Source organism: Saccharophagus degradans 2-40, from assembly GCF_000013665.1.
GTDB lineage: Bacteria > Pseudomonadota > Gammaproteobacteria > Pseudomonadales > Cellvibrionaceae > Saccharophagus > Saccharophagus degradans.
In genome coordinates this window covers 3787142-3808375 of record NC_007912.1, presented here as the reverse complement: position 1 = coordinate 3808375, position 21234 = coordinate 3787142, and the positions used below count along the sequence as shown (strand labels likewise).

The following is a 21234-nucleotide window of genomic DNA, read 5'->3' as shown; positions in this document are numbered from 1 at the left end:
TAGGGAACGATTTCTAAAAATAATAATGAGTATCCTATGGAAAACATATTTCATTTAAAGAAAGCCGCGTTTATTTTTTGCGCTTTAACCAGCTGTTATAATTCGACAGCGTCATCTCAACAAGACGATTACAGTGTTACAGCTACTGTATCTACCGAATTTAATCCCATGAGCTCGAGTTGGTATACCAACCCGTGGCCCGAATCGGATATTCCTCGCAGATTAGAACAACTAACACCTAGCGTTATTACTCAGCTTGGGCAAACGTCTGGTACGTTATTAGAGGTGGACCCTTCCACAACGTATCAAACGTTGCTTGGTTTAGGTGCGTCGCTAGAGCATACAACGGTTTACGCTATTCGAAAAAACAAAACAGCAGAACAACAAAAAGAAGTATTGCGTTCACTTATCGACCCTGTGCAGGGCATGGGAATGAATTTTTTTCGTGTATCAATAGGCACGTCAGATTTTGCAGATGGAACACGCGCAATACCAGCGCCGGATAATGCGAAGGGGTGGTATTCCTATCAAGATACACCCACGTCGCCGTTTTCTATTGCTCGCGACGAAAGCTTAGGCATTATTGAAACTATTCGTATGGCGGTAGAGGTTGGCGTAGAAACAAATAATGAATTAAAAATTCTCGCTTCCCCATGGAGCCCGCCGCGCTGGATGCGTGAAGGCGATAACATGGTAGATGGCGGCCCGCTTAAAGCGGATATGCTCGATGACTACGCGGCCTATTTGCGTAAATTTGTAGAAGCTTATCAAGCAGAGGGTATTCCCATTTATGCCTTAAGCATGCAAAACGAACGTCAGTTCGAACCAGGGGCTTACCCCGGCATGGTTATAACATGGCAAATGGAGCGCGACCTACTTATAGAGGTATACGAAAACTTTCACAATATTGATGGCAACTATGGCCCAGAGCTTGATGTAAAACTGTGGACACTAGACCATAATTTTGATTATTGGCAGCAAGCGAAATTGCAGTTGGATTCGTTCAAAGCAATGGGCAAAGACCATTACGTAGATGCCACTGCATTCCATCACTACGGTGGTGTGTCTGAAAATATGGGGCAGCTGCACGATGCTCACCCAGATAAAGACGTGGTGTTTACCGAAGGTACTATTTGGGGGTTAAGTTCAGATGGTAATAAGCGCAGCTACGAAGCACTTATACGTCATTTTCGCAATTGGGCTACTGGCTATCTTTCGTGGGTAACAATGACAACCCAAACTCTAAACGAAGCAAACCAAGGGCCATATAACGGCTTAGGTGCATTCGATCCCACGCTATTGGTTAAATATGATGGCGACAACGCCAATTGGTATAAAACGCCAGAATATTGGTTGATGAGTCAATTCAGTAAATACCTAAAGCCCGGCGCCCTGCGTATAGAAAGTAATTACGGTTCGTTGCAAACCGTTACCAATGTTGCGTTTTTGAACCCTGATGGCTATGTCGTTTTAATTGTGGCTAATTCCACCAACGGCGTGCAGCAATTTGATGTGATTAGTGAGGGGAATCAATTTAATGCATCGGTACCTGCGCGTTCGATTGCAACCTATCGCTGGAAAGCGGGGTTGGGGCAAAGCCCGCACTCGTGGCAAGCACCGCCCGAATTGCCTCAGTTCCCATACGCAGAAAACTCGATTGAAATTCCTGGGTTGGTAGAGGCTGAGCATTACGACCTTGGTGGCGCGGGTGCAGCGTACGCAGATGTAAGCACTGGTAACAACGGCGGCGTATTGCGCGCAGATGATGTGGATATAGAGGCAAACGCAAACGGATATCACATTGGTTGGTTAGATGCCGGCGAGTGGCTTGAGTATTCCGTTAATGTAAACCAAGGGCAAAGCTTTGATGTGTTAATTGCTAGTGCGTCTGCAAGTAGCGGCGGGCAGTTTCATTTTGAAGTAAACGGCGAGTCGGTTTCTCCAATATTAGTAACACCTGCAACTGGTGGTTGGAAAACGTTTGTAAGCACGCTTCACCGTGGGCTACAGCTGAATGCAGGTGAGCAAGTGTTGCGCTTGGTAATAGATGGTGGCGAATTTAATATTGATTCATTTCACATTGTGCCAGCAGGGAGCATGGAGCCACCTGTGCAAGAGGATATTTGCGAAGAGGCGACGGTAAGTATCCTAGCAGGAAAAATCCAAGCGGAAAGTTATTGTCTAGCAAGCGGTATTCAAACAGAAAATACTAGCGACCAAGGCGGTGGCGAAAATATTGGTTGGATAGACGCTGGTGATTCGGTGGACTACGGCGTGAGCGTGGCGAATGCGGGTAGTTACACTCTTAATTTACGCGTAGCAAGTCAAAATGGAGGTGGAGAAATTGCGCTAAGTGTTGGTGATACTGTTTTGGCAAATGTGCAAATACCAGGCACAGGCGGTTGGCAGAATTGGCAAACTATTAGCGTGCCTGTACAGCTCTCTGCTGGGTATCAACAGCTACATTTTGTTTTTATTAATGGTGGCTTAAATATTAATTGGTTTGAATTTGTAGAAACTGATAATCCAACAGATCCAACAGATCCAACAGATCCCGCAGCAGAGCTAGAAGAGGGTGCCTACTACATAATTAATGAGGCTTCTGGCAAGGCGCTAGATGTATCTGGTGTATCTACCAGTAACGGTACCAATGTTCAGCAGTGGTCATACAGCGGCGGTTTGAATCAGCAGTGGATTGCCCAGCACGTAAGTGGTAATACATTTGAGCTGGTTAGTTTAAACAGTGGCTCTTGTTTAGATGCAGATAATGGAAGTGATAATGCACACCAGTGGGCTTGCGAAGGCAACACCAACCAGCAGTGGGTTATTGAAGGGCAATCGGACGGCACTTATTTAATTCGTACCAAAGCCGGTAACGAAGTATTGGAGGTGCAAGGTGGCAGCGCTAACAACGGTGCAAATGTGCGTACTGCCAGCTCAGTAAATAATAATCGTCAGAAGTGGCGGTTTAATGATGTTGAGTAGAGAAGTAATTGTTAATTAATACAATACAGTAAGTTATGTTTTATAAGCCCCTTCTGCGTGAGGGGCTTTTTTTGATGCAGATAGTACCGGTAATCTACCGCTAATAGTAACCGCTACACGATATTCGCGTTTAAAAACCGCTAGGCCTACATTGGGTTGAAGATTACGCAGTAAAATATTACCTATGCTAGAACTGTGTTAGTCGATAGCGTGGTTATCCTCCTAATGCTTATTACTCTCGTTTACTAGTACTGCTTTCCCTTTCTCTTTCCTTTTGTCTTTTTCCTGCCGAGCAGGTGTCTTCCATTTTTGATAGAGCCCGCTTCTGTTTTTTTGAGTTGTGAGTTGCCTCTTTGGTTCATTGCTATTGCGAATCGCTAGTTTTGGTTGATGCGCCTTCTTAAAGGGTTTGTTTGTGTGTAAGTGCTAACCTACAGTGTGGTGCAGTGTTGATAGGGACTATGGATAGTTATGCGCCAAAATATGGCTCCCCGAGTGGCGAGTAATAAGATTGCCTACTAGGCTTTTAGCACAACACATTTAATTGGTAAGAGCAACGTTAAATTGGTCATGAGTTATTCTGATTGGTTATAGTAATTGGTAAACCAAAGTCGTCTGGTTATTCATGTGTCGTGTTCCTGTTACGCCGTTGGTGGATGTATTTAGTCGCTGAAAGCTTGTTATATGGCTGATAAATATAGGGTTTGGCGTTTCGGTAAGAATAAAATATGAAAAATTGGTTGACAAAATGTAGACCGGATGAGAACTTGTGCTCTGCTTGGGGCGGGGATATAGCTAAAGTTATAGATTCAGCAAGCTTCTGGTTTGCAATATGGTTATAAGTTTCCGCAACTGAATGAGTAATACAGTGCCGAAGAGCGCTGATTTTAAGAGCATTAAAACTAAAACTACCCTGGAGGTAATAATGCGCAATAACAATAAAGAGGCTAGACAAGTGAATACAACCGAGAGAACCCCTAGTAACGGACGCTTTAGAAAGTCGCTTCTAGTAAGTGCTATCGCTGCTGTGTCCTGTATTAACGTTGCGCATGCACAGGAGTCGGAAGGTCAGCTTGAAGAAGTTGTTGTTACCGGCACGCGCGCAACAATCCAATCTACGATCGATATTAAACGCAATTCCACCACTATTGTTGATGGTTTATCTGCTACCGATATTGGTGATATGCCAGCGCTTTCTATTGGTGAGGCGTTAGAGAATATTACAGGTGCTGCTTCTCACCGTGAGAACGGCGGCGCAACCGAAATTTCTATTCGTGGTCTTGGCCCATACTTGAGCGCCACTACCTTTAACGGCCGCGGTGCTACCAATGGTAGTGGTGACCGTTCTGTTAACTTCTCTCAGTTCCCATCTGAATTAGTAAACAAAATTGCAATTTACAAAACCCAAGACGCCAGCCTAATTGAAGGTGGTGTTGCTGGTTTGATTGCATTAGAAACTGTTAAGCCTTTGGAATACGGTAAGCAACGTATCCAGGTTGATGCCAAATTAAACTTCAACCCTAATCAAGCAAATATTGACGACCCAATGAACGGTAACTTGGGCTTCCGTGGCACGGTAAGCTATATTGATCAGTTCGAAATTGGTGATGCCGCTTTGGGTGTGTCTTTGGGTTACCAGAAGAGTGATATTTCTCAGCCAGAATCTGAGATGCGTTCTTCTAGCCCGAGTGGTTCATCTTTGTATGCTTGTTTGTATGATCCAGATATTAGTGCTGGTTTTTATCGCACGAGCAGCGGCGATTGCAATTCTGGTGGCACCTATAACACTACGAAAGATCCTGAAACGGGTAAGGCTGTAAATGATGGCAGCCCTTACGGCTTTGCCCCTAGCTCTAATGGCTACCGTCAAAATGATACGGCTGATGAGCGTGATGCGGTTTTTGCTGCGATTCAGTTCCAGCCTACAGATAAGCTAGATATTAATTTAGATGTGCAGCAGTCGAAGCGTGTTCAAGCTGAGCAGCGTCACGACTTAAACTTCGCTAACATGAGGCGTGTTACGCCAGGCATCACTGATCAGGCTGTTGTAATTAGCAGTACTGGTGCCGTTACTAGTTGGGCTGGCGAAACTGCTATCGAATCTAACAGCGAGACATACTCTCGTACTGAAGAGTATTTGGGTTATGGTTTGAATGTTGCTTACGAGCTAACCGACGACATTACTATTTCTGGTGATTACTCTTTCTCTGAAACGACTCGTGAAGAAGTGCAGTATTTATTGCGTACTCAATCGAACAACGGTGATGTGAATGGTGACTCATCTTCTTACCGTCCTTTGGTTGCTTGGGATATGGATTCAGGTATTCTCCAATATGCTGTGTTAGATTTTGACGTTACCGATCATGCCGTATTCTCAGATGAATATCGTGTACGAATAGATAATGATGTTGACCGAACTAACACTGCTACCGCATTCCGAGCGGATATTGATTGGCGTGTGAGCACAGATTTTATTACATCTGTTAAGGGTGGTATACGATACTCAGAGCTAGAATACCTAGACTTGGGTAGCGCGCGTAATGAATTCGAAGTTGATCGCAATAACGTTAACCCGGAGACGAAAGCGTTAGATGTTGCAGCGATATCTGCGGTGAATACAGCATGTGCTATCGATTTCCCAGAAAGTAACTTCCTAAGTAGCGAGCGAAGCGGCGATTTAGTTACTCAACTTGCTAGTGACGGCAGCGTGGTTGGTAGTTCGAATAGTTGGGCGACGTTTGACACTGTATGTGCCGCTCAAATGATTGCAAATTATCGCGGTGAAAGTTTGGAGTACCCTGAGCTAGAAGATGGTACCTCTCAAGTTACAGACGTTACCGAAATGACTACTGCTGCGTACGTAATGGCGGACTTTGAAACTTCACTTGCTAACACTCCTGTTCGCGGTAACTTTGGTGTACGTGTAGTGCAAACAGAAGTTGAATCTGTGGGTTACCGTACAGCATTTAACGTTGTAACAAACGATTCTGGCACTTTGAAGTTAGAGCGTACCGGAGATACAGAGCAAGTAACTGCAGGTGGCGATTACACTGAGTTGTTGCCTAGCGTAAACGTGATTGCAGACCTTACTGATAACTTGATGTTACGTGGTGCTGTCTATCGTGGTCTATCACGCCCAGATCCTGCTGATCTTGGTTACAAGCGTGATTTCGATGAGAACACCGAAGACGATATTACCGACGTAAATCAGTTAATCGATAGTGTTGATGGCGACGGCAATCCCAATATGCAGCCGCTTACTTCGTGGAACTTTGACGCCGCTATCGAGTGGTATGCGAACGACGATACTATGTTAGGTTTCGGTGTTTACCATAAGAAATTCCAGGGTGGTTTCGAAACCATTCGCACTACTGAGAGTTTCTTAATAGACGGTGTTAGCACTCAAGCAGAATTTGATCTTGTTAGCACGAACGAAGAAACGAGTAACTTAACTGGTTTTGAGCTTAACGCTTCACACAACTTCTCTTACTTGCCTGGCTACTGGAGTGGCTTGGGTGTGAAGGGTAGCTTCAACCACGCGATCTCAGATTTCGAGTTCGAAGATAGCAACTACGGTGATATCACTAAGACGGATGAGGATGGCAATATCGTTGAGGAATACATTGGTATAGTGGAGCCTGGTAACGTACCAGGCTTCTCTGAGAATGTATTCTCTGGTCAGATCTACTACCAAATTGGTGAGTTAGACACGAGCTTAATCTATAAGTACCGCAGCGAGTACTTCCAGCCATACACAAGCAATGGTACGCGTTTGCGTTATGTTAGCGATGTGGGTGTGTGGGAAGCGCGTGTTTCTTACAAGCTAACCAAAAACGTGAAGTTAAGCTTAGAAGCTATCAACTTGTTTGATGAGCCTAAAAAGCAATACTTCTACAGCCGCGACAACTTAGGCGAGCTAAACAGCTACGGCCCACGTATATTCGTAGGTGTTAAAGCTAAGTTTTAATCGTTACTAAGTTTAAAGCTCTTTCTCGGCGTGGGTGATCCTCATGCCGAGACACTCAAAGCCCGCTACCGCGGGCTTTTTTGTGCGTATAAGGTTTAGCGAATGTGTTTTGTGCTAATAATAATTCGGGCTGGAACGACTTTTTGGCGGTTGGTTAATATTGTGGATTAGTGCCGTAGGCTGTTGCTGTGCGCGTTTAGTTTATTAAGCCAATCGTTTGCGCAGTCGGTAATTTTTTTATTGTTTAGCTGCTGAAAGCTTAGTAATGACTTTCTGATTTTATCAGTCACAATCTTGTGGGGCATCGCTGCGGGTAATAAAGCTGCAAACATATCTTCAAACAGGTCTGACTCCTGTATTGGGTACATATATACGTGTTCAAATTTAATGCTTGCACGATCATTTTTAAGCGACCTGTGGTTTTTACTGGTATTTGTATCCCAAAGTTTAATAGCTTTAACGTAGCTGCTAAGTATTTGAATTGCAGTACCAGGATCATTCGTCGAGGGCGATAATGCACGAAGGGCAATTTCAGAAAGTACGATTAGCCCGTAGCGAGGGTCTTGTGAAAAGGTTCGCGTGTTACCTATGCTTAGAGCGTCTACTACACATTGCTGGGTTTCCTCGCTGCAGTCACCATCTATATACGCCATTGGGGTAATACTGTCTACGAAGTCTCCGGGCCCTACAGTAATGTAAATTTTTAAATTAAGTTTGGCTGCAAGTGCGTTTAATTTTGGTAGGTCGATGTGCTGTACGTGACCCACTTTAGCGGAATAGATTCTGCATTTATCTTTGCCTAGATCTTCTTGGGGTAGAGTTAGTATATTGGCGTTCAGCGCGGGGAAATTGCTGCGTGTGTCTATTGCTTCCGCGAGCGCTTGCTCAAGTACGTCAATAGTTTCGTCTATGCGGCCTAGCTTGGAGAGTTGGTCGATCCATCGCAACAGCATAATTATTATTAAAAAAATCATTACTACGGTAAATAGAAATAGTACAACCACCATATTCTCTTGGTAATAGTTTGAGCTTATCCCTATTAAGCCAATCACACTGAATAAAAAGGCCCCGATAAATGTCCCCAGAGCGTTTTGCGCTGTGTCATTCTCCATAATGAGTTTGCTTGCACGCGGTGTAGCAGTTGTAGCCACTGTGGCATAGGCTTGGACTAGAATAGAAAGTGAAAAGGTGGTTACAGCAAGCATGCTGGATGCAAGTATGGTTAAAAGCCCTTTTAAGCCCTGTGGTGTAACAAGGTCTTTTATTTCGTTAGGCACAAAAGGTTCTAGTAGCGAACCCGTGAAGAACGCGGTTAGGGCGAATACACAATATAGCAGACAGCGGAACGATAAGTTTTTAGTGACTTTTTTTGTGTGAAATAAAATCGCTTCAATACTCATGTGTGCTTTCATTTGATTATACTCGCCCCTTCTTCTGGGTCTCTTGCCATATCTGCTTGGCGTTGAATATCTAGGTTGTCGCTACTAAGGTCTTCTTGTTCGTTATTGGGTGATATGTCTTTTTCTATGGGCGCGTTACGTGGTATCTGATGGGAGGATGACAGAGGGGGCGAGGCTTGATTTGTGAGGGACGTTTTTTCACCTTGCATAAAAACAGGCACACCTTCAGGGAATATTATTTCTCGTGCGTCGTCGGGCATTGATATTCCGTTGCGTTCGAATTCTCGCATAACTTGGCGCATGAGCATGGATGAAACCTTGGGTAGACTATATTCATGGCCGTTTACCCAAAAGAAAATTTGTAGGTTAATAGTTGACGAGCCTAGTTGATCTATAAGTACTTGAGGTTCTGGGTCCTGCAAAACGGCGAAATGATTTTGCACTACCCCCACAGCGATTGTTTGCGCGCCTTGTACGCTCGCGTCGTAGCCAATGCCAATAATAAATTTGCCGCGCTGATTAGGGTTGGCAGTGAAGTTCTGAATAATATTTTTATATACAATTGCATTAGGTATTTGTATGTGGTTGCCATCAAAATCTACTAATGTTGTTCCTCTGGCGGTTACTTTTCTTACAATACCTTTGTGGCCACTTACCTCTACCACATCGCCAAGCCTAAATGGACGCTGCACGCTAAGCAGCAAGCTTGATATAAAGTTTTCGGCTATGTCGCGAAAAGCAAAACCTAGCACCAAACCAATTACACCCGTGCCGCTAATTATAGCTAGTGCAAATTGGGTAAGGCCGGCCGTTTTAAGAAAAAAGTAAAACCCGACTATGATAATAAGCGTGGAGATGACACGTTTTAAAACAATACGAATTAACTCGCTTTGAGATAAGTAGTTGATGGGCTTGTCTAAGATATAAGAGCTATAGCGTGAAATAAAAATAAATGTAGAAAGTATGAGGGCGCCAATTATCACAAGAGGCACTGCTTCTAGGCATTTTATCCAAACTGCTAGTAGCTCAGCTCGCACAGGGGCTAACGTGAAATAATCTTGTTTAGGGGTTGAAATGTTATTAATAACCGCTACTACGCCTTCAATATTCTTCGCTATGTCACCAGCCCAATCTACGTCTTTTTCGTTATCTGCTATCGCGTAAATAGTAACCAAGCCATTGGCGACCCTAACCTCTAAATTTTGGTATTTTTCTGAGCTTTGAAGAATTGATTGCAATCGTTTTTTGAGTTTTTCGTCACTAGGTCCGTCTTCCACCTCAATGATGCGAGAGACATTTTCTATACTTGCTTCGTGAATGCTTTTTTCTGTATGCGCAGGAGGCTTATGCTCTTTGGGGGAGTCATTTTGCGCAAGGGTGCTTGAAAAGGGTATGCAAATTGTAAGAATGACAAGGATGTGTGTAAGTTTCATGACGCTTTCCTTGGGCGCGCTTGACGCGCTAGTCATTGTTTTGGTGGCAAAAGTTGCGAATTGGCGCAGGCTTGGTGGAATTGATGTCGCGGTTAGCATATTTAGCGCGGTATTTTTAATTAAGCGCTATTGTGTATGTACGTGCAAGCCAGAATTGTGCCAACCGTTGGTAAATGAAAACGGCACTATCATTCTCTAGTGCTCGAGTCTTATTTGTACATTTTGGTGTATTTGCATTTTGTATCGCTTTAACGTTCTGTTGTAGAGCAGGAGAGTTGTGTGGCGTTCCACTCCTAATCTGATTTTACCTTTCAACATTTACAGCATCCGTTAGGCACTTTATTCGCTCAGCTCACATTTTTATCTGTAATTTTCCCTCTTAACGCTTACAAGTAGTGGCGCGACGACCATGTTGTGCTGTAGGGCGTTGTATTTGAAATGAAAGTTAAATAATGGACTGATAAAGGACTAGCACATGAAAAAAATGATGAAATATTTCACCCCGTTCTGCTTTGCATTATGCGGGCTGGGTATGCATGCAACTGCGGACACAGCCGTACCGGCATTTGAAGAAACGGCAGACTTTATTTACCCCGGCGCCAAAGTTCACCAATATTATTCGCAAATTGTTGATCAGCAGTACGAAGTGCGTATTCGGTTGCCCGGCGGCTATGAGCAAAATAGCGAGGCGCAATACCCTGTTATTTATGTGCTAGATGGTCAGTGGCACTTTACGTCGAGTGCAGATGTATTGGGTAACCTCACATATGATGGGCAAACGCCTAACAGTATTATTGCTGCCATTACTTGGTCTGGCGAAGGGGCGGTGCCAGAGCAGCTAAGGTTTCGTGATTTCACCTATACGCCAGCCCCAAACCAACCATTAAGCGGTGGCGCGAGCTTATTTTTAGAGGCGTTAGAGTCTGAAATTATTCCGTTTGTGGAAACAAAATACAGAGCGAATAGTCACCGCACGCTTATTGGCAGCTCACTAGGCGGTTTATTTGCAACCATTGCGCTTTTAGAAAAGCCGGAATTGTTTGACGGCTATATCGCGCTCTCTGCCCCTTATATTGCCGAGCAAACGTATTTTCAAGCCAAGCTTGCCGAGCTAAACGGTAGTAAAGCGCTAAAAGGTAAGCGCCTATTTTTAGGTGTGGGCGGTTTAGAGTTTAATAAACCATTGGTCACGGACTTCTCCAATCAGCTTAAAGATGCGAACTTAAAAGGGCTGCGTATTAAAACGAAAGTTGTTCCCCACGTTGGTCACGGTGGAATTAATGCGCCTGGGTTTACCTACGGCTTACAGCATGTATTTAAACGCCCGCGCCTAAAATTGGATGATGCGATTGTTGCTAATTACGCTGGCAGCTATACCATTCATCCAAGTATTCCGCCCATTGTTATATCTTTCGAAAGCAAAAAGCTAATGCTTAGCCAGGTGGGCGCTCCAACGCTGAGTTTTTTCGCAAGTTCAGAAACAGAATTTTATTATGAGGGTGCGAATATTAACTTAACTTTTATTGAGCAAGTTGAAGGGCCAATGATTATGGCTGTAAGCCAAGAGGGGCAGGTGTTCGAATTGTTGAAGGATCAATAAGCCAACTTTCTAACCTCTAGCCACGCCTGTTTATTGGTGTGGCTAGAGGTTGTTGGTTATCGCTTTAAGCGCATGTTATTTAGGCGCATGTTTTACAAGTGCTGTTGATTATGATGCGCGAACAAAACGTGCAATAGGTGTGTGATAGGTGTATGTAAGTAAACGTATATCTCGTTTAGAGTATTTTTTTAAGGATGTTTTTTTACTCGTGGTAGTATAGGGCTCTTCAAATTGTATGATTCGTGACCTTTACATGTTGATACTACTGAGTGTTTGTACGTTAATTATTGTTTTAGCCACTGTGCTGCCGCTAGTGAGAATCACCCATTGGAGTGTGCGCGGGCTAGATTTTCCTAGGTTACAAATACTTTTTTTGGCTTCGGCCTTAGCTATCGCTCACCTCCTTTTTCCTACCAGTGAATCTGTTGCTGCATTGGTTATGTTGGCCGCAACGCTGATTTGTGTGGTAGTCCAGCTGTGTTGGGTGCTGCCTTACACACCTTTTTGGCGCAAGGAAGTAAAAATCGCGCCGTTAGCAAGCGGTAATAGCTCGCTAAGTGTTATCACTTCTAATGTGCTTAAAACCAATCGAAACAGCGCGGCACTTATTGCGTTGGTTAAAGAATATAAGCCCGATATTCTCGTAACCTTAGAAACGGATGCGTGGTGGGAAGAGCAGTTAAGCGTGCTGGAGCCTGCTATGCCTCATACGGTAAAGTGCCCGCTCGACAACCTGTACGGCATGCACGTCTATTCAAAATTACCTTTTATTAAGCAAGAGTTAGCGTTTTTGGTGGAAGAGGATGTTCCATCTGTGCATGTGACCGTTTCGCTCCAGTGCGGCAGCAAGGTAAGGCTACATTGTTTGCACCCTGCGCCACCCAGCCCCACAGAAAATGCAGAGTCTACCGAGCGCGATACTGAGTTGTTGGTTGTGGCAAAGCGCGTGGCGCAAACACAAGGGCCAATTGTTGTAACGGGCGATTTAAACGATGTTGCTTGGTCTACAACTACGCGTCTGTTTCGAAAAATTAGTGGGTTACTCGACCCGCGTGTTGGGCGTGGAATGTTTAATACATTTCATGCGGGCTATTTTTTTCTAAGGTGGCCGCTGGATCATTTATTTCACAGCGAGCACTTTACGTTAAAGAAAATGCAGCGGTTGCCTTCTATCGGTTCCGACCACTTTTCGCTTTATACCGAGCTAGTCTTTTCCCCAAAGGCTGGTGCCGATCAAGATGGTGTCGATTCGACACAGGCCGATAAAGAAAGGGCTGGCGAAATTGTGAATGCGGCAGAGGCTGAGGTGAGTGTCAGTGATGTTCCTAGCTAGCCGATTCTGTATGCCTAGTGTCGTGCTGTAAGAGTGGGCTAAAGGTTTTGTTGGCGGTTTGTCTCACCAATGATCTAGCGTAAATAAGGCAAACTGCATCATAAATGCGCCTATTATCGGTCAGGCCATCTAGGTTGTTATCCGAAGTGATAACCACGCCTCCTTTTAAAAAAGCCCCACCTTTTATACTCGCCCGTAATTTCAAAATGACGGTATAGGGGTGTAAGCGTGCGAATAATCTGTGCTAAAGCGGTAATGTACTTGGTATTGCTGTGCCTTGTAGGGTGTGGCGGTGGAGCAAGCGATAGCAGTATGGAGGGCGGCTCGCCTGCTATCGATGGTGGTAGCGAAGGGGATAATAGCAATCCAGACTCGTTGCCAGACCCAGACCCAGACCCAGACCCAGACCCAGACCCAGACCCAGACCCAGACCCAGACCCAGACCCAGACCCAGACCCAGACCCAGACCCAGACTCAGACCCAGACCCAGATGCTGGTGAGACTGTGGATAACGACGATGTTGTGGAGGCCAGCGCGTGCGTAGCAATCGAAGCTGTTAACTTCGACCAGTTTAGCGGTATTAATGGTTTTGCTAACGCCACAACAGATACCAAACTTGGCTTGAGTGCATTGCAAGTGGCGGACCGATTAGCAACGGCTGCAGCAATACAAACCTACGGCGGCGATTCTGCGAGTGTAATTTTTAAACTCCATACCATGCAGGAATCTGATGGCGAGTCATCATATTCGGTAAAGGTAAATGGCACGCTTGTAGGGCAAGTACAAAATACCCGTATTCATGGAACAGAGATTGCCGATTACAGTTTGCAAACTCATGTTGTGAATAATCAGTTTTTTGCCATTAATACCGGTGATGAGATACAAGTTGAATTCACCAACGCGACCAATGGCTTAGTGGTTGAAGGTGAAACCTCTGCCACATCACGCGGTAGGTGGCATAGTTTAGAGTTGTGTACCAATGGTGACCCTGTTGTTCTGGAGCCGGTAGAGCCGGCAACAGGAAGTTGCGAAATAAGTGGCGACCTACATACTTATGACCGTGTTGAGTTATTGTGTAATGGTTTAGCTGCAGCCGAAAGCGAAGCGGCCACTTTTACCGATTATCGTTTTAACGTTACGTTCAGCAAGGGCGAAGAAAGTATTGTTGTACCCGGTCACTTCGCGGCAGATGCGCAAGCGGCTGATTCGGGGGCAGAAGAGGGAGATACTTGGCGCGCCTACTTTATGCCTCCATCCGCAGGGGAGTGGGGCTACAACGTTTCGTTTCGCTCGGGCAATAATATTGCGGTAAGTGCGGAAGCGAACGCGGGGACGCCGGTTGCTAGCCTCGACGGTAAGCAAGGGACTTTTACAATAACGGAAGGCAGCTTTACTGCACCGGATATGCGCGCGCGGGGTTTGTTACAGCACAAACAGGGCGAACGGTATTTGCGTTTTAGCAAAGATAATACGGTATTTATACAGGCAGGCTTAGATAGCCCTGAAAATATTTTTGGTTATTCCGGTTTTGATAACACTACAAAATATTTTTCTGCCTCAAGCTGCAAAGGTATATTGCACGATTTTGAACCGCATTTAAGCGACTGGCAAACTGGTGACCCCACATGGAATAACGGCAAGGGTAAGTCGTTAATTGGTTTGGTAAATTATTTATCTGGCCGGGGCGTAAACAGTGTTTATATCATGGCGAACACCGTACAAGGCGACGGTTGTGATGCGCACCCGTGGGTTAACTACAACGATACGGGCACAGAAAAAACCTTTGATGTGAGTAAGCTCGATCAGTGGGAACGCGTGTTGCAGTTTATGCAGCAAAAAGGAATGCTTATTCACATTATTACGCAAGAGCAAGAAAACGATCAGCTGCTAAATGGCGGCGAGCTGGGGTTAGAGCGAAAACTTTATTACCGTGAACTTATCTCGCGTTTTGCACACCACCCCGCATTGCAATGGAACTTAGGGGAAGAAAACGGCAATACGCTAGACCAGCAAAAAAGTTTTGCCGCGTTTTTTAAGCAAACAGACCCCTACGAACACGCGGTGTTAATGCACACCTACCCGGGCGAGCACGATTTGTACGAGGGGTTACTGGGCGATGAAAATTTTGATGGCCCTACCTTCCAATATGGTGGTATCCCTAATTCTGCGTCGAACACCGAAAATGTGTACGAAAAAGCAAAAACATGGCTAAACAAATCTACCGACGCTGGCCGCCCATGGGTAGTGACGTTTACAGAGGCCTCTGGCGCAAACGCACCGCAACCTAACACAAGCGTAGAAAAAAGGCAGCGTGTATTTTGGATGTGGGCCAGTGTGATGTCAGGCGGGGCAGGTTTTGAATGGTATTTGAAAAACCCTGGCGCTGGCCACGCGTACGATTTAGCGGTAGAAGATTTGCGTGAGTTCGACGAGTTTTGGCTGCAAGGTGGCTATTTGGCTACATTCTTCCGCGATATTTTACAGCGTGAATTGAATATTGATTTACAAACACTGATGGTGGCTAACGACGTAACAGAAACCGATAGTGATTGGGTGTTGGCCAAAGAGGGTGAAGCATACGTAATTTATTTGCGCGATGGCGGTACTAGCGATATTACGTTGCCCGATAACAAAGTTTACCAAGTGATATGGTTTAACCCTCGTACCGGAGCACGCTACCAAGGCGATACCTTACAGGGGCAGGGCAGTGTACCGCTGGGTGTGGCCCCTAATGAAATCACATTAGATTGGGCGCTAGTGGTATACCCCATTGCCGATGCTCCGCAACCGAGCGGCGGCTATGTAGAAAATAATGGCCTAGTGGTAATGGAAGCAGAAAATACGCCTAGCCATTTAGACCTGTGGCAGCAGCTAACCGAGGTAGATGGCTACACGGGGGATGGCTATATTCAATTCAATGGCAACGAAGTGACTAACGGCCCTGCGAAGTCGCCATTAACTTATCAGTTTACCGTTAATACGGCTGGCAACTATTATTTGCATTTACGTTGCGCGCGCGAAACCATTGGTGATCGCACCGATGTGGCTAACGATGCATTTATCCGCTTAGAAGGGGATTTTGAAAGCGGCGCCGCCGAAACGCCATTAAATTATTTAACAACCGATTCAAAATATTTTGGCGGGGCAGATAACCGTTTTGTGTGGGCAACAGGTAACCGCTTAGATAGGGATCACGCTAAATGGCCGGTTGTTTACAATTTAAAAGCAGGCGAAACCTATACCTTTACCATGTCTGGTCGCTCCAAATTATTTAAAGTGGATCGCATTGTTTTTAGGCACGAAAGTGTTACCAAGCAAGTGGCGGAATCGATAAATAATGAAGAAACGTTAGATTGATTATTGGATTGGCAAGGCAGGGGATTTCGTTAAACAATGAATGAGATTGAACAGTTTTTATTTTTAGCACAGGTAATCTCTTTTCGTCTTATTGCGATTAATAAAAGTGCTTGCTTTGCCGCTAACTGCACAAATCATATAAATAGCTCAGGCTAATCTGGTAGGAGTTCTGCTTACTCTGCTGCTTCGTTGCTTAAGCTTAATAAATCGTAATCAGTTGATATTACTACGTTGGCTTTCTGAGAGTATTAAACCCCTCCTAAGCGGGGTTTAAGTTTTAGTAATGGTGTTACCTCAATTGCTATGGTTTTACCTAACCCGTAGCTTTAGGTATTTACAGTTATTGCTTACATCGAACTGAATAGCGGTGCCAGTCCAGCCACCGCTTATTTTCTCCCAATTGCCATCTATTACATGGTAGCCAGTGCCGTCTTTAGAGCTAGCACTGCCGCGAATATCGCACGAGCTATTTGCATCGCTATCGGCAATGGATATTTCTTTGTTTGTTAAACCGTCAGCCACTGTAATACAACTCGCATCGTTTAAAGTAAGTTCGGTTAAGCTGGTGCCACTATAACTAATACAGTGTGTTTGGCCGCCGTTATTGCCTCCGCTAGGTGAGATTACTTTAATGTAATCTATGTCTATGGTGCCATTTACATAACCTTGCGGGTCTAAACGAATCCGGTCTATGGTGCCTTGCCAGTCGGCATCTGCAGTCATATCTATAGTTACTGTTTGCCAAGTGTTATTGCTGTTAACTGTAAAGCTTACCGAGTTCCCGCCTTCACCAGCTGAGCCTGCTGGGTCGAAATACATGCGCCATGCTGTACCGGGTGTATTATTTTTTACGCGCATTTCAATATGCGTGTACACATCGGCATTTATATTGGTGCTGTACATGCGCATATAGGGGTCGTTGTTGTCGGCGCTTAGGGTTAGCGTTATTACGCCGTTAGCAACGTTTTGCGAAACGTGTTTAAACGCGGTGCTTTCTGCGCCGTTATTCCAATTATATTCTTTGCCCACATTGCCACCGCTAGATGAGCCGCCACTACTTGACGAACTGCTAGACGACGATGAGCTAGATGAACTACTCGAGCTGCTAGAAGACGACGAGCTACTGCTTGACGATGTGCTGCTAGAAGACCCAGATGATGACGATGAACTTCCACTTGTGGGGGCAGTAGGCGGTGTACAACCGGCGCCGCTTACAGAATTGTAAATACGATCAGACTTGGGATTGGGGGCGTAATCTGGCGCGCCGTTGTTACAGCCGTAAGTTGCCCCACCATCACTCGCGGCGTGGAAAACATAATCGCCAGACCGAGCATTATTAAGCGTATTATTAACTGCCCAGTTGTTGTAGCCGTGAATCAAATTTAGCGCGGGGTCGTCATCAAGTTGCCTGTCTACACTTATTGCGCGAAACAAAGAAGAAGGCGCGTTGGCAAAGTTAAAGGTATTGCCGGTGGCTACACCTTCTGTGCCTTTAAAGTGTATTACAACGTTTGGGTGGGCGGAGGCACTGGTGCTGGTTAGCTCGCTGCGTGTCCAAGCCATGTTAAACGTATTGTTTTCAACATACACACCAACAGTGCCCTCTTTAACGTCTATACCGTTGTTACCAATATTCGGGCCAATAGTATTGTTGTAAATATGTGCGTTATCGCAATTTTGTTGGTAGTTTTCTTCTACTGGGTTGGGTTGATAGTAGGGGTTCCACATTTTGCGATCGTTGCATATGTAAATAGCTTCACCGCGATCAACTTTTACCAAGCCCGTATCGTGAATATGGTTATTGCGAATGATGGCGTTGTCGCTACCGTCGCGCAGGTGGAAACCTTCTTCGCCAATTTCAAAAATTTCGTTATTTTCAAAGGTGATATTGTTCGACCTATCTATCACCACGCCTTTACGGGCATCGGTAAATTTAATATTTTTAATGGTTAGCCCAGGTACCTTCTGGCCGTAAAACACATATTTGTCTGTGTAATCTTTACCTTTCAGTATTGGCTTTTTCGCAGCGTTAAGTGCTTCTATGGTGACATTGGCTGCATCGCGAATAAGAAACATTGGGGCAAGGTTTGTCCACCCATCGGTGGTGTAAATAGTGTAGGTGCTTCCCGAATAGCTATAAACGCCATTATTGCCGCCATTACCGTCAATTCTAATAATGTCGCCGTTATTGGCATTTTCTAGTCGTGTTTTAAGCTCTGTGACTGTGTCTACTGTATAAGTTGTGCCTAGGGCTAACGATGGGGTAAGTGCAAATGCCGCAAGCAATGCATTACAGCGGATAAGGTTCTTCATAAGATCGCCTTTATAGTTATTTTATTGGTATGACAGCTTAGGTTGTTTTCCGTTCTGCTACCATAACACGCTTTTCTGGCGTTAAAAACCTTATTTTGAGTATGTTTTGTGCATCTTAAGGTTCGTTTGACTATTTTGTGGCTGTAATGGGGGGCGTGTGTAGCTAAGTACAAAGCTAGTTTGGTGTCGCAGCATTGAAACGATTGCAATACACTACCCCGCAGAACCGCTTTTAATTGGAATTGATTGTTGGAATTGGATAGTTGGAATATTTAGTTGGAACATATAGGTGGAATATATAGTTACTAGCATTAACGGGCTACTCAACTTTTGGGTGGATACTGCGTGGTACATCGCTCTTGCTATGTCTGCGTTGGTAAACCTGCTGGTATTTTTCACTGCCGCATACTCAGTGGATAAGCTCTCACTTTGGTTTTCGAAAGAATTGAAGAGCGGGGCTTATATTGATACTCGTCCTTTAAAGGCGAATCAAAAACAGCGTGAGATGAAGTACGGAGCCATATCTTGTTTAATTTTCGCGGTTGGCAGTTTATTTACTCGCGAACTTTATAGCGACCTTTGGCCTAACACTGTTTTTAATTTTGTTTGGCAAGTATTGGTATTTTCTGTTTATTACGAAACCTACTCTTACTTTGTACACCGCCTATTACATACTAAGCATTTTAGTAAGTATCACGCAGTGCATCATTGGTCGGTAAGAGTAACCCCGTGGAGCGCATATAGCGTGCACCCCGTAGAGGCAACATTAATAGCAATTAGCGCACCCATTTTTATGGCTATATTCCCATTAAGCTTGGGGGTGGCTTTTGTTCTGCATATTATGGGAATGGTGTTTACCATAACACTGCATTCCAATTATCAATTCGCAAACGGCCGCTTTAGTGGTTATATGCTTTATCACCAGCTTCACCATTCGCGCGGTAGCGTAAATTTTGGGTTTGTTAACAAGTATTGGGATACGCTGCTAAAAACAAAGCGTTGTTCGTAGCTCCTCTCAACCGAACTAGACTGTTGGGGGATTATGCGTGGCCCGTTGTATTGCTATTAAGGGGCGAAAAAACTACTTTTATTAGGTGTTTGGGGGATAGTTTGAATTTAGAAGAATACGGTATTGAAATTAAACAAGTTGATCAGGTCGACGACGGCATTTTGGCGCACTGGGAAGCTACTGCAGATAATATCGATTTATTTGGAATTGCAGCGGTAAACGAGGATTTACCTGAATATCAATGGAGTGTGTGTGTTAATGCGGCTGAGTTTATATGTGACGAGCCTTTGGAGTCCAAATTTCGCTATAGAATCGCCGAAGCGATTCGCGCCGTGAATGGCGTAAATAAACTAGAAGAAGTGGATAGAGAAGTATGGATTGTGGACGGTACTTTAAACGGTAGAGAACTACTTGAAGCTATAGTAAAAGTGTTGGTTGAGCTTAAGCCAGAAATAGCTACGTACTTGAACGCCCATTGAGGGTTAAATTAGTCAAATACATACTGCTCTCACTTGATAGTAAATGGATAAATTTAAGGATAAAGATATGGAATATTGTAAAAAAATAGTGTGGTTGTTTGGTTTACTCTACGCGTGCTCAATTAACGCAGCCCCAGCAGTGGGTGAAATGCCCTATGGTGTATTGGGGCGCGATAATAACGGCGATGTAATCGAGTTAAGCGCCTATCAAAATAAAGTGGTAATTGTTACTTTTTGGGCTACTTGGTGTGGCCCCTGTATGCGTGAGTTGCCAGTGTTAAGTGGGGTTCAAAAGAAGCTCGGTACCGATAAGTTGCAGGTAATTGCGGTTACTTACAAAGAATCTAGAAAGCTGTACAAAGCCATAGCGAAAGAGCTTGCCGATTACCCCCTAATTTTAGGCTATGACCACAAAGGCCGTGTAGCAAAAAAATACGGCGTAGAAGCTATTCCGCATATGGTGATTATAGGCAAAGATGGCAAGATAAGAGCGGTGCATGTTGGCTATAGCGAAGCATCGCTACCGGGTTTTGTGGATGAAATTAATTTAGCGTTAAGTGAAAGCTAATAACTAATGGTTTAAAAATTTCAAATAGCTTAAATATTTAAAAAGTTAAACCGGCGTGTAACGCGCAAAACTTAACGCATGACGCAAAACATAACATGCACATAACATACAGATAGTATGCAGATAGCATAAAGAGTGAGCTTGAAAACGAGAAAAATACATCGCGTAATGGGTATGGTGCTCATACTGCCGCTAGTGGGCTGGTTAGTGACAGGTATGGTTTTTTTGATTAAGCCAGGTTATGCCGCAGCCTACGAACAATTATCGCCAAAGTATTATGCATTAAGTGAGCGAACGTTACCTACCAAGCCGGATTGGTTTGAAGTGCGGTTGGTAAAAACTATTCTTGGCGAGCACTTATTGGTTAAAGCAGCTGATGGGTGGGCGCATTTAGATCCCGGTAGCTTAAACCCTATGCCTGCGCCCTCTGAGCTTAATGCCAACAAACTGTTGCTTGATGCAGTTAGCCACAACCCTCAGCGCTACGGCACCCTAGAAAGTATGACGAATGGTGTTTATATTACGTCAACAGGTATCGAGCTAAGTTTAGATTGGCAAACCTTAAGCATTCGACAAAAGGGGCGCGATACTGCGCTTATTAATACGCTTTATAAAATTCACTACTTGCAGTGGCTTGGTAATAAACAAGCCAATACCGTGCTAGGGGTTGTTGGTTTGGTGGGGCTATTTTTGCTTGTTTTTTATGGTGCAATTTTATTTTTTCGCGGTCGTAAAAGGGTTTAGCCCTATGTTAAGAGTGTAAAGAGATGAACAAGCTATATCACTGTAT

General features: G+C 44.5%; 12 protein-coding genes. 9 read left to right on the top strand and 3 right to left on the bottom strand.

The window, feature by feature from the left end; genetic code table 11:
• Positions 1-36 precede the first annotated feature (36 nt).
• Together SDE_RS21470 and SDE_RS15640 are read left to right on the top strand one after the other, a co-directional pair.
• Positions 37-2985 carry a carbohydrate-binding protein gene (locus SDE_RS21470; protein ID WP_011469465.1) on the top strand — a complete coding sequence of 983 codons (2949 nt, stop codon included), beginning with the start codon at positions 37-39 and terminating at the stop codon, positions 2983-2985.
• 925 nt (positions 2986-3910) lie between these two features.
• Complete coding sequence (locus tag SDE_RS15640) at positions 3911-6952, top strand: TonB-dependent receptor (protein ID WP_011469464.1); 3042 nt, start codon at positions 3911-3913, stop codon at positions 6950-6952.
• Between the two features lie 167 nt (positions 6953-7119).
• Here SDE_RS15640 and SDE_RS15635 read toward each other — a convergent pair whose 3' ends face one another.
• Together SDE_RS15635 and SDE_RS15630 are read right to left on the bottom strand one after the other, a co-directional pair.
• Positions 7120-8352 (bottom strand): DUF2254 domain-containing protein, encoded by a 1233-nt coding sequence (locus tag SDE_RS15635; protein WP_158303885.1) that lies wholly within the window; start codon positions 8350-8352, stop codon positions 7120-7122.
• Positions 8353-8360: 8 nt separating this feature from the next.
• Positions 8361-9785, bottom strand: coding sequence for a mechanosensitive ion channel family protein (locus tag SDE_RS15630; RefSeq protein WP_011469462.1), 1425 nt, complete (start codon positions 9783-9785; stop codon positions 8361-8363).
• A 475-nt stretch (positions 9786-10260) separates the two neighbouring features.
• Between SDE_RS15630 and SDE_RS15620 the strand changes: the two genes are divergently transcribed.
• The 3 genes from SDE_RS15620 to SDE_RS15610 all read left to right on the top strand — a co-directional run bounded on the left by SDE_RS15620 (position 10261) and on the right by SDE_RS15610 (position 16075).
• Positions 10261-11385, top strand: a complete 1125-nt coding sequence (locus SDE_RS15620) for an alpha/beta hydrolase (protein WP_011469461.1) — start codon at positions 10261-10263, stop codon at positions 11383-11385.
• Positions 11386-11638: 253 nt separating this feature from the next.
• Positions 11639-12718: an endonuclease/exonuclease/phosphatase family protein gene (locus SDE_RS15615; protein ID WP_011469460.1), complete on the top strand. Its 1080-nt coding sequence runs from the start codon at positions 11639-11641 to the stop codon at positions 12716-12718.
• A 228-nt stretch (positions 12719-12946) separates the two neighbouring features.
• A complete protein-coding gene (locus SDE_RS15610; protein WP_011469459.1) occupies positions 12947-16075 on the top strand; it encodes a DUF5060 domain-containing protein in 3129 nt (1042 codons plus the stop codon).
• Positions 16076-16384: 309 nt separating this feature from the next.
• Here SDE_RS15610 and SDE_RS15605 read toward each other — a convergent pair whose 3' ends face one another.
• Positions 16385-18388 (bottom strand): right-handed parallel beta-helix repeat-containing protein, encoded by a 2004-nt coding sequence (locus SDE_RS15605; RefSeq protein WP_011469458.1) that lies wholly within the window; start codon positions 18386-18388, stop codon positions 16385-16387.
• Between the two features lie 289 nt (positions 18389-18677).
• On the opposite strand from SDE_RS15605, the gene SDE_RS15600 reads away from it, so the two are divergent.
• The 4 genes from SDE_RS15600 to SDE_RS15585 all read left to right on the top strand — a co-directional run bounded on the left by SDE_RS15600 (position 18678) and on the right by SDE_RS15585 (position 21188).
• Entirely contained in the window at positions 18678-19397 is a 720-nt protein-coding gene (locus SDE_RS15600) for a sterol desaturase family protein (RefSeq protein WP_011469457.1), read from the top strand.
• Positions 19398-19498: 101 nt separating this feature from the next.
• Positions 19499-19876: a hypothetical protein gene (locus tag SDE_RS15595; RefSeq protein WP_011469456.1), complete on the top strand. Its 378-nt coding sequence runs from the start codon at positions 19499-19501 to the stop codon at positions 19874-19876.
• A gap of 67 nt (positions 19877-19943) precedes the next feature.
• Positions 19944-20444 carry a TlpA disulfide reductase family protein gene (locus tag SDE_RS15590; RefSeq protein WP_158303884.1) on the top strand — a complete coding sequence of 167 codons (501 nt, stop codon included), beginning with the start codon at positions 19944-19946 and terminating at the stop codon, positions 20442-20444.
• 141 nt (positions 20445-20585) lie between these two features.
• Positions 20586-21188, top strand: a complete 603-nt coding sequence (locus tag SDE_RS15585; RefSeq protein WP_143710907.1) for a PepSY domain-containing protein — start codon at positions 20586-20588, stop codon at positions 21186-21188.
• Positions 21189-21234 lie beyond the last annotated feature (46 nt).

Excerpts from the sequence above, each read along its gene's own strand:
- SDE_RS15640 (WP_011469464.1), top strand. The coding sequence starts at position 3,911 with ATGCGCAATAACAATAAAGAGGCTAGACAAGTGAATACAACCGAGAGA.
- SDE_RS15630 (WP_011469462.1), bottom strand. The coding sequence starts at position 9,785 with ATGAAACTTACACACATCCTTGTCATTCTTACAATTTGCATACCCTTT.
- SDE_RS15590 (WP_158303884.1), top strand. The coding sequence starts at position 19,944 with ATGGAATATTGTAAAAAAATAGTGTGGTTGTTTGGTTTACTCTACGCG.
- SDE_RS15605 (WP_011469458.1), bottom strand. The coding sequence starts at position 18,388 with ATGAAGAACCTTATCCGCTGTAATGCATTGCTTGCGGCATTTGCACTT.
- SDE_RS15635 (WP_158303885.1), bottom strand. The coding sequence starts at position 8,352 with ATGAGTATTGAAGCGATTTTATTTCACACAAAAAAAGTCACTAAAAAC.
- SDE_RS15620 (WP_011469461.1), top strand. The coding sequence starts at position 10,261 with ATGAAAAAAATGATGAAATATTTCACCCCGTTCTGCTTTGCATTATGC.
- SDE_RS15615 (WP_011469460.1), top strand. The coding sequence starts at position 11,639 with ATGTTGATACTACTGAGTGTTTGTACGTTAATTATTGTTTTAGCCACT.
- SDE_RS21470 (WP_011469465.1), top strand. The coding sequence starts at position 37 with ATGGAAAACATATTTCATTTAAAGAAAGCCGCGTTTATTTTTTGCGCT.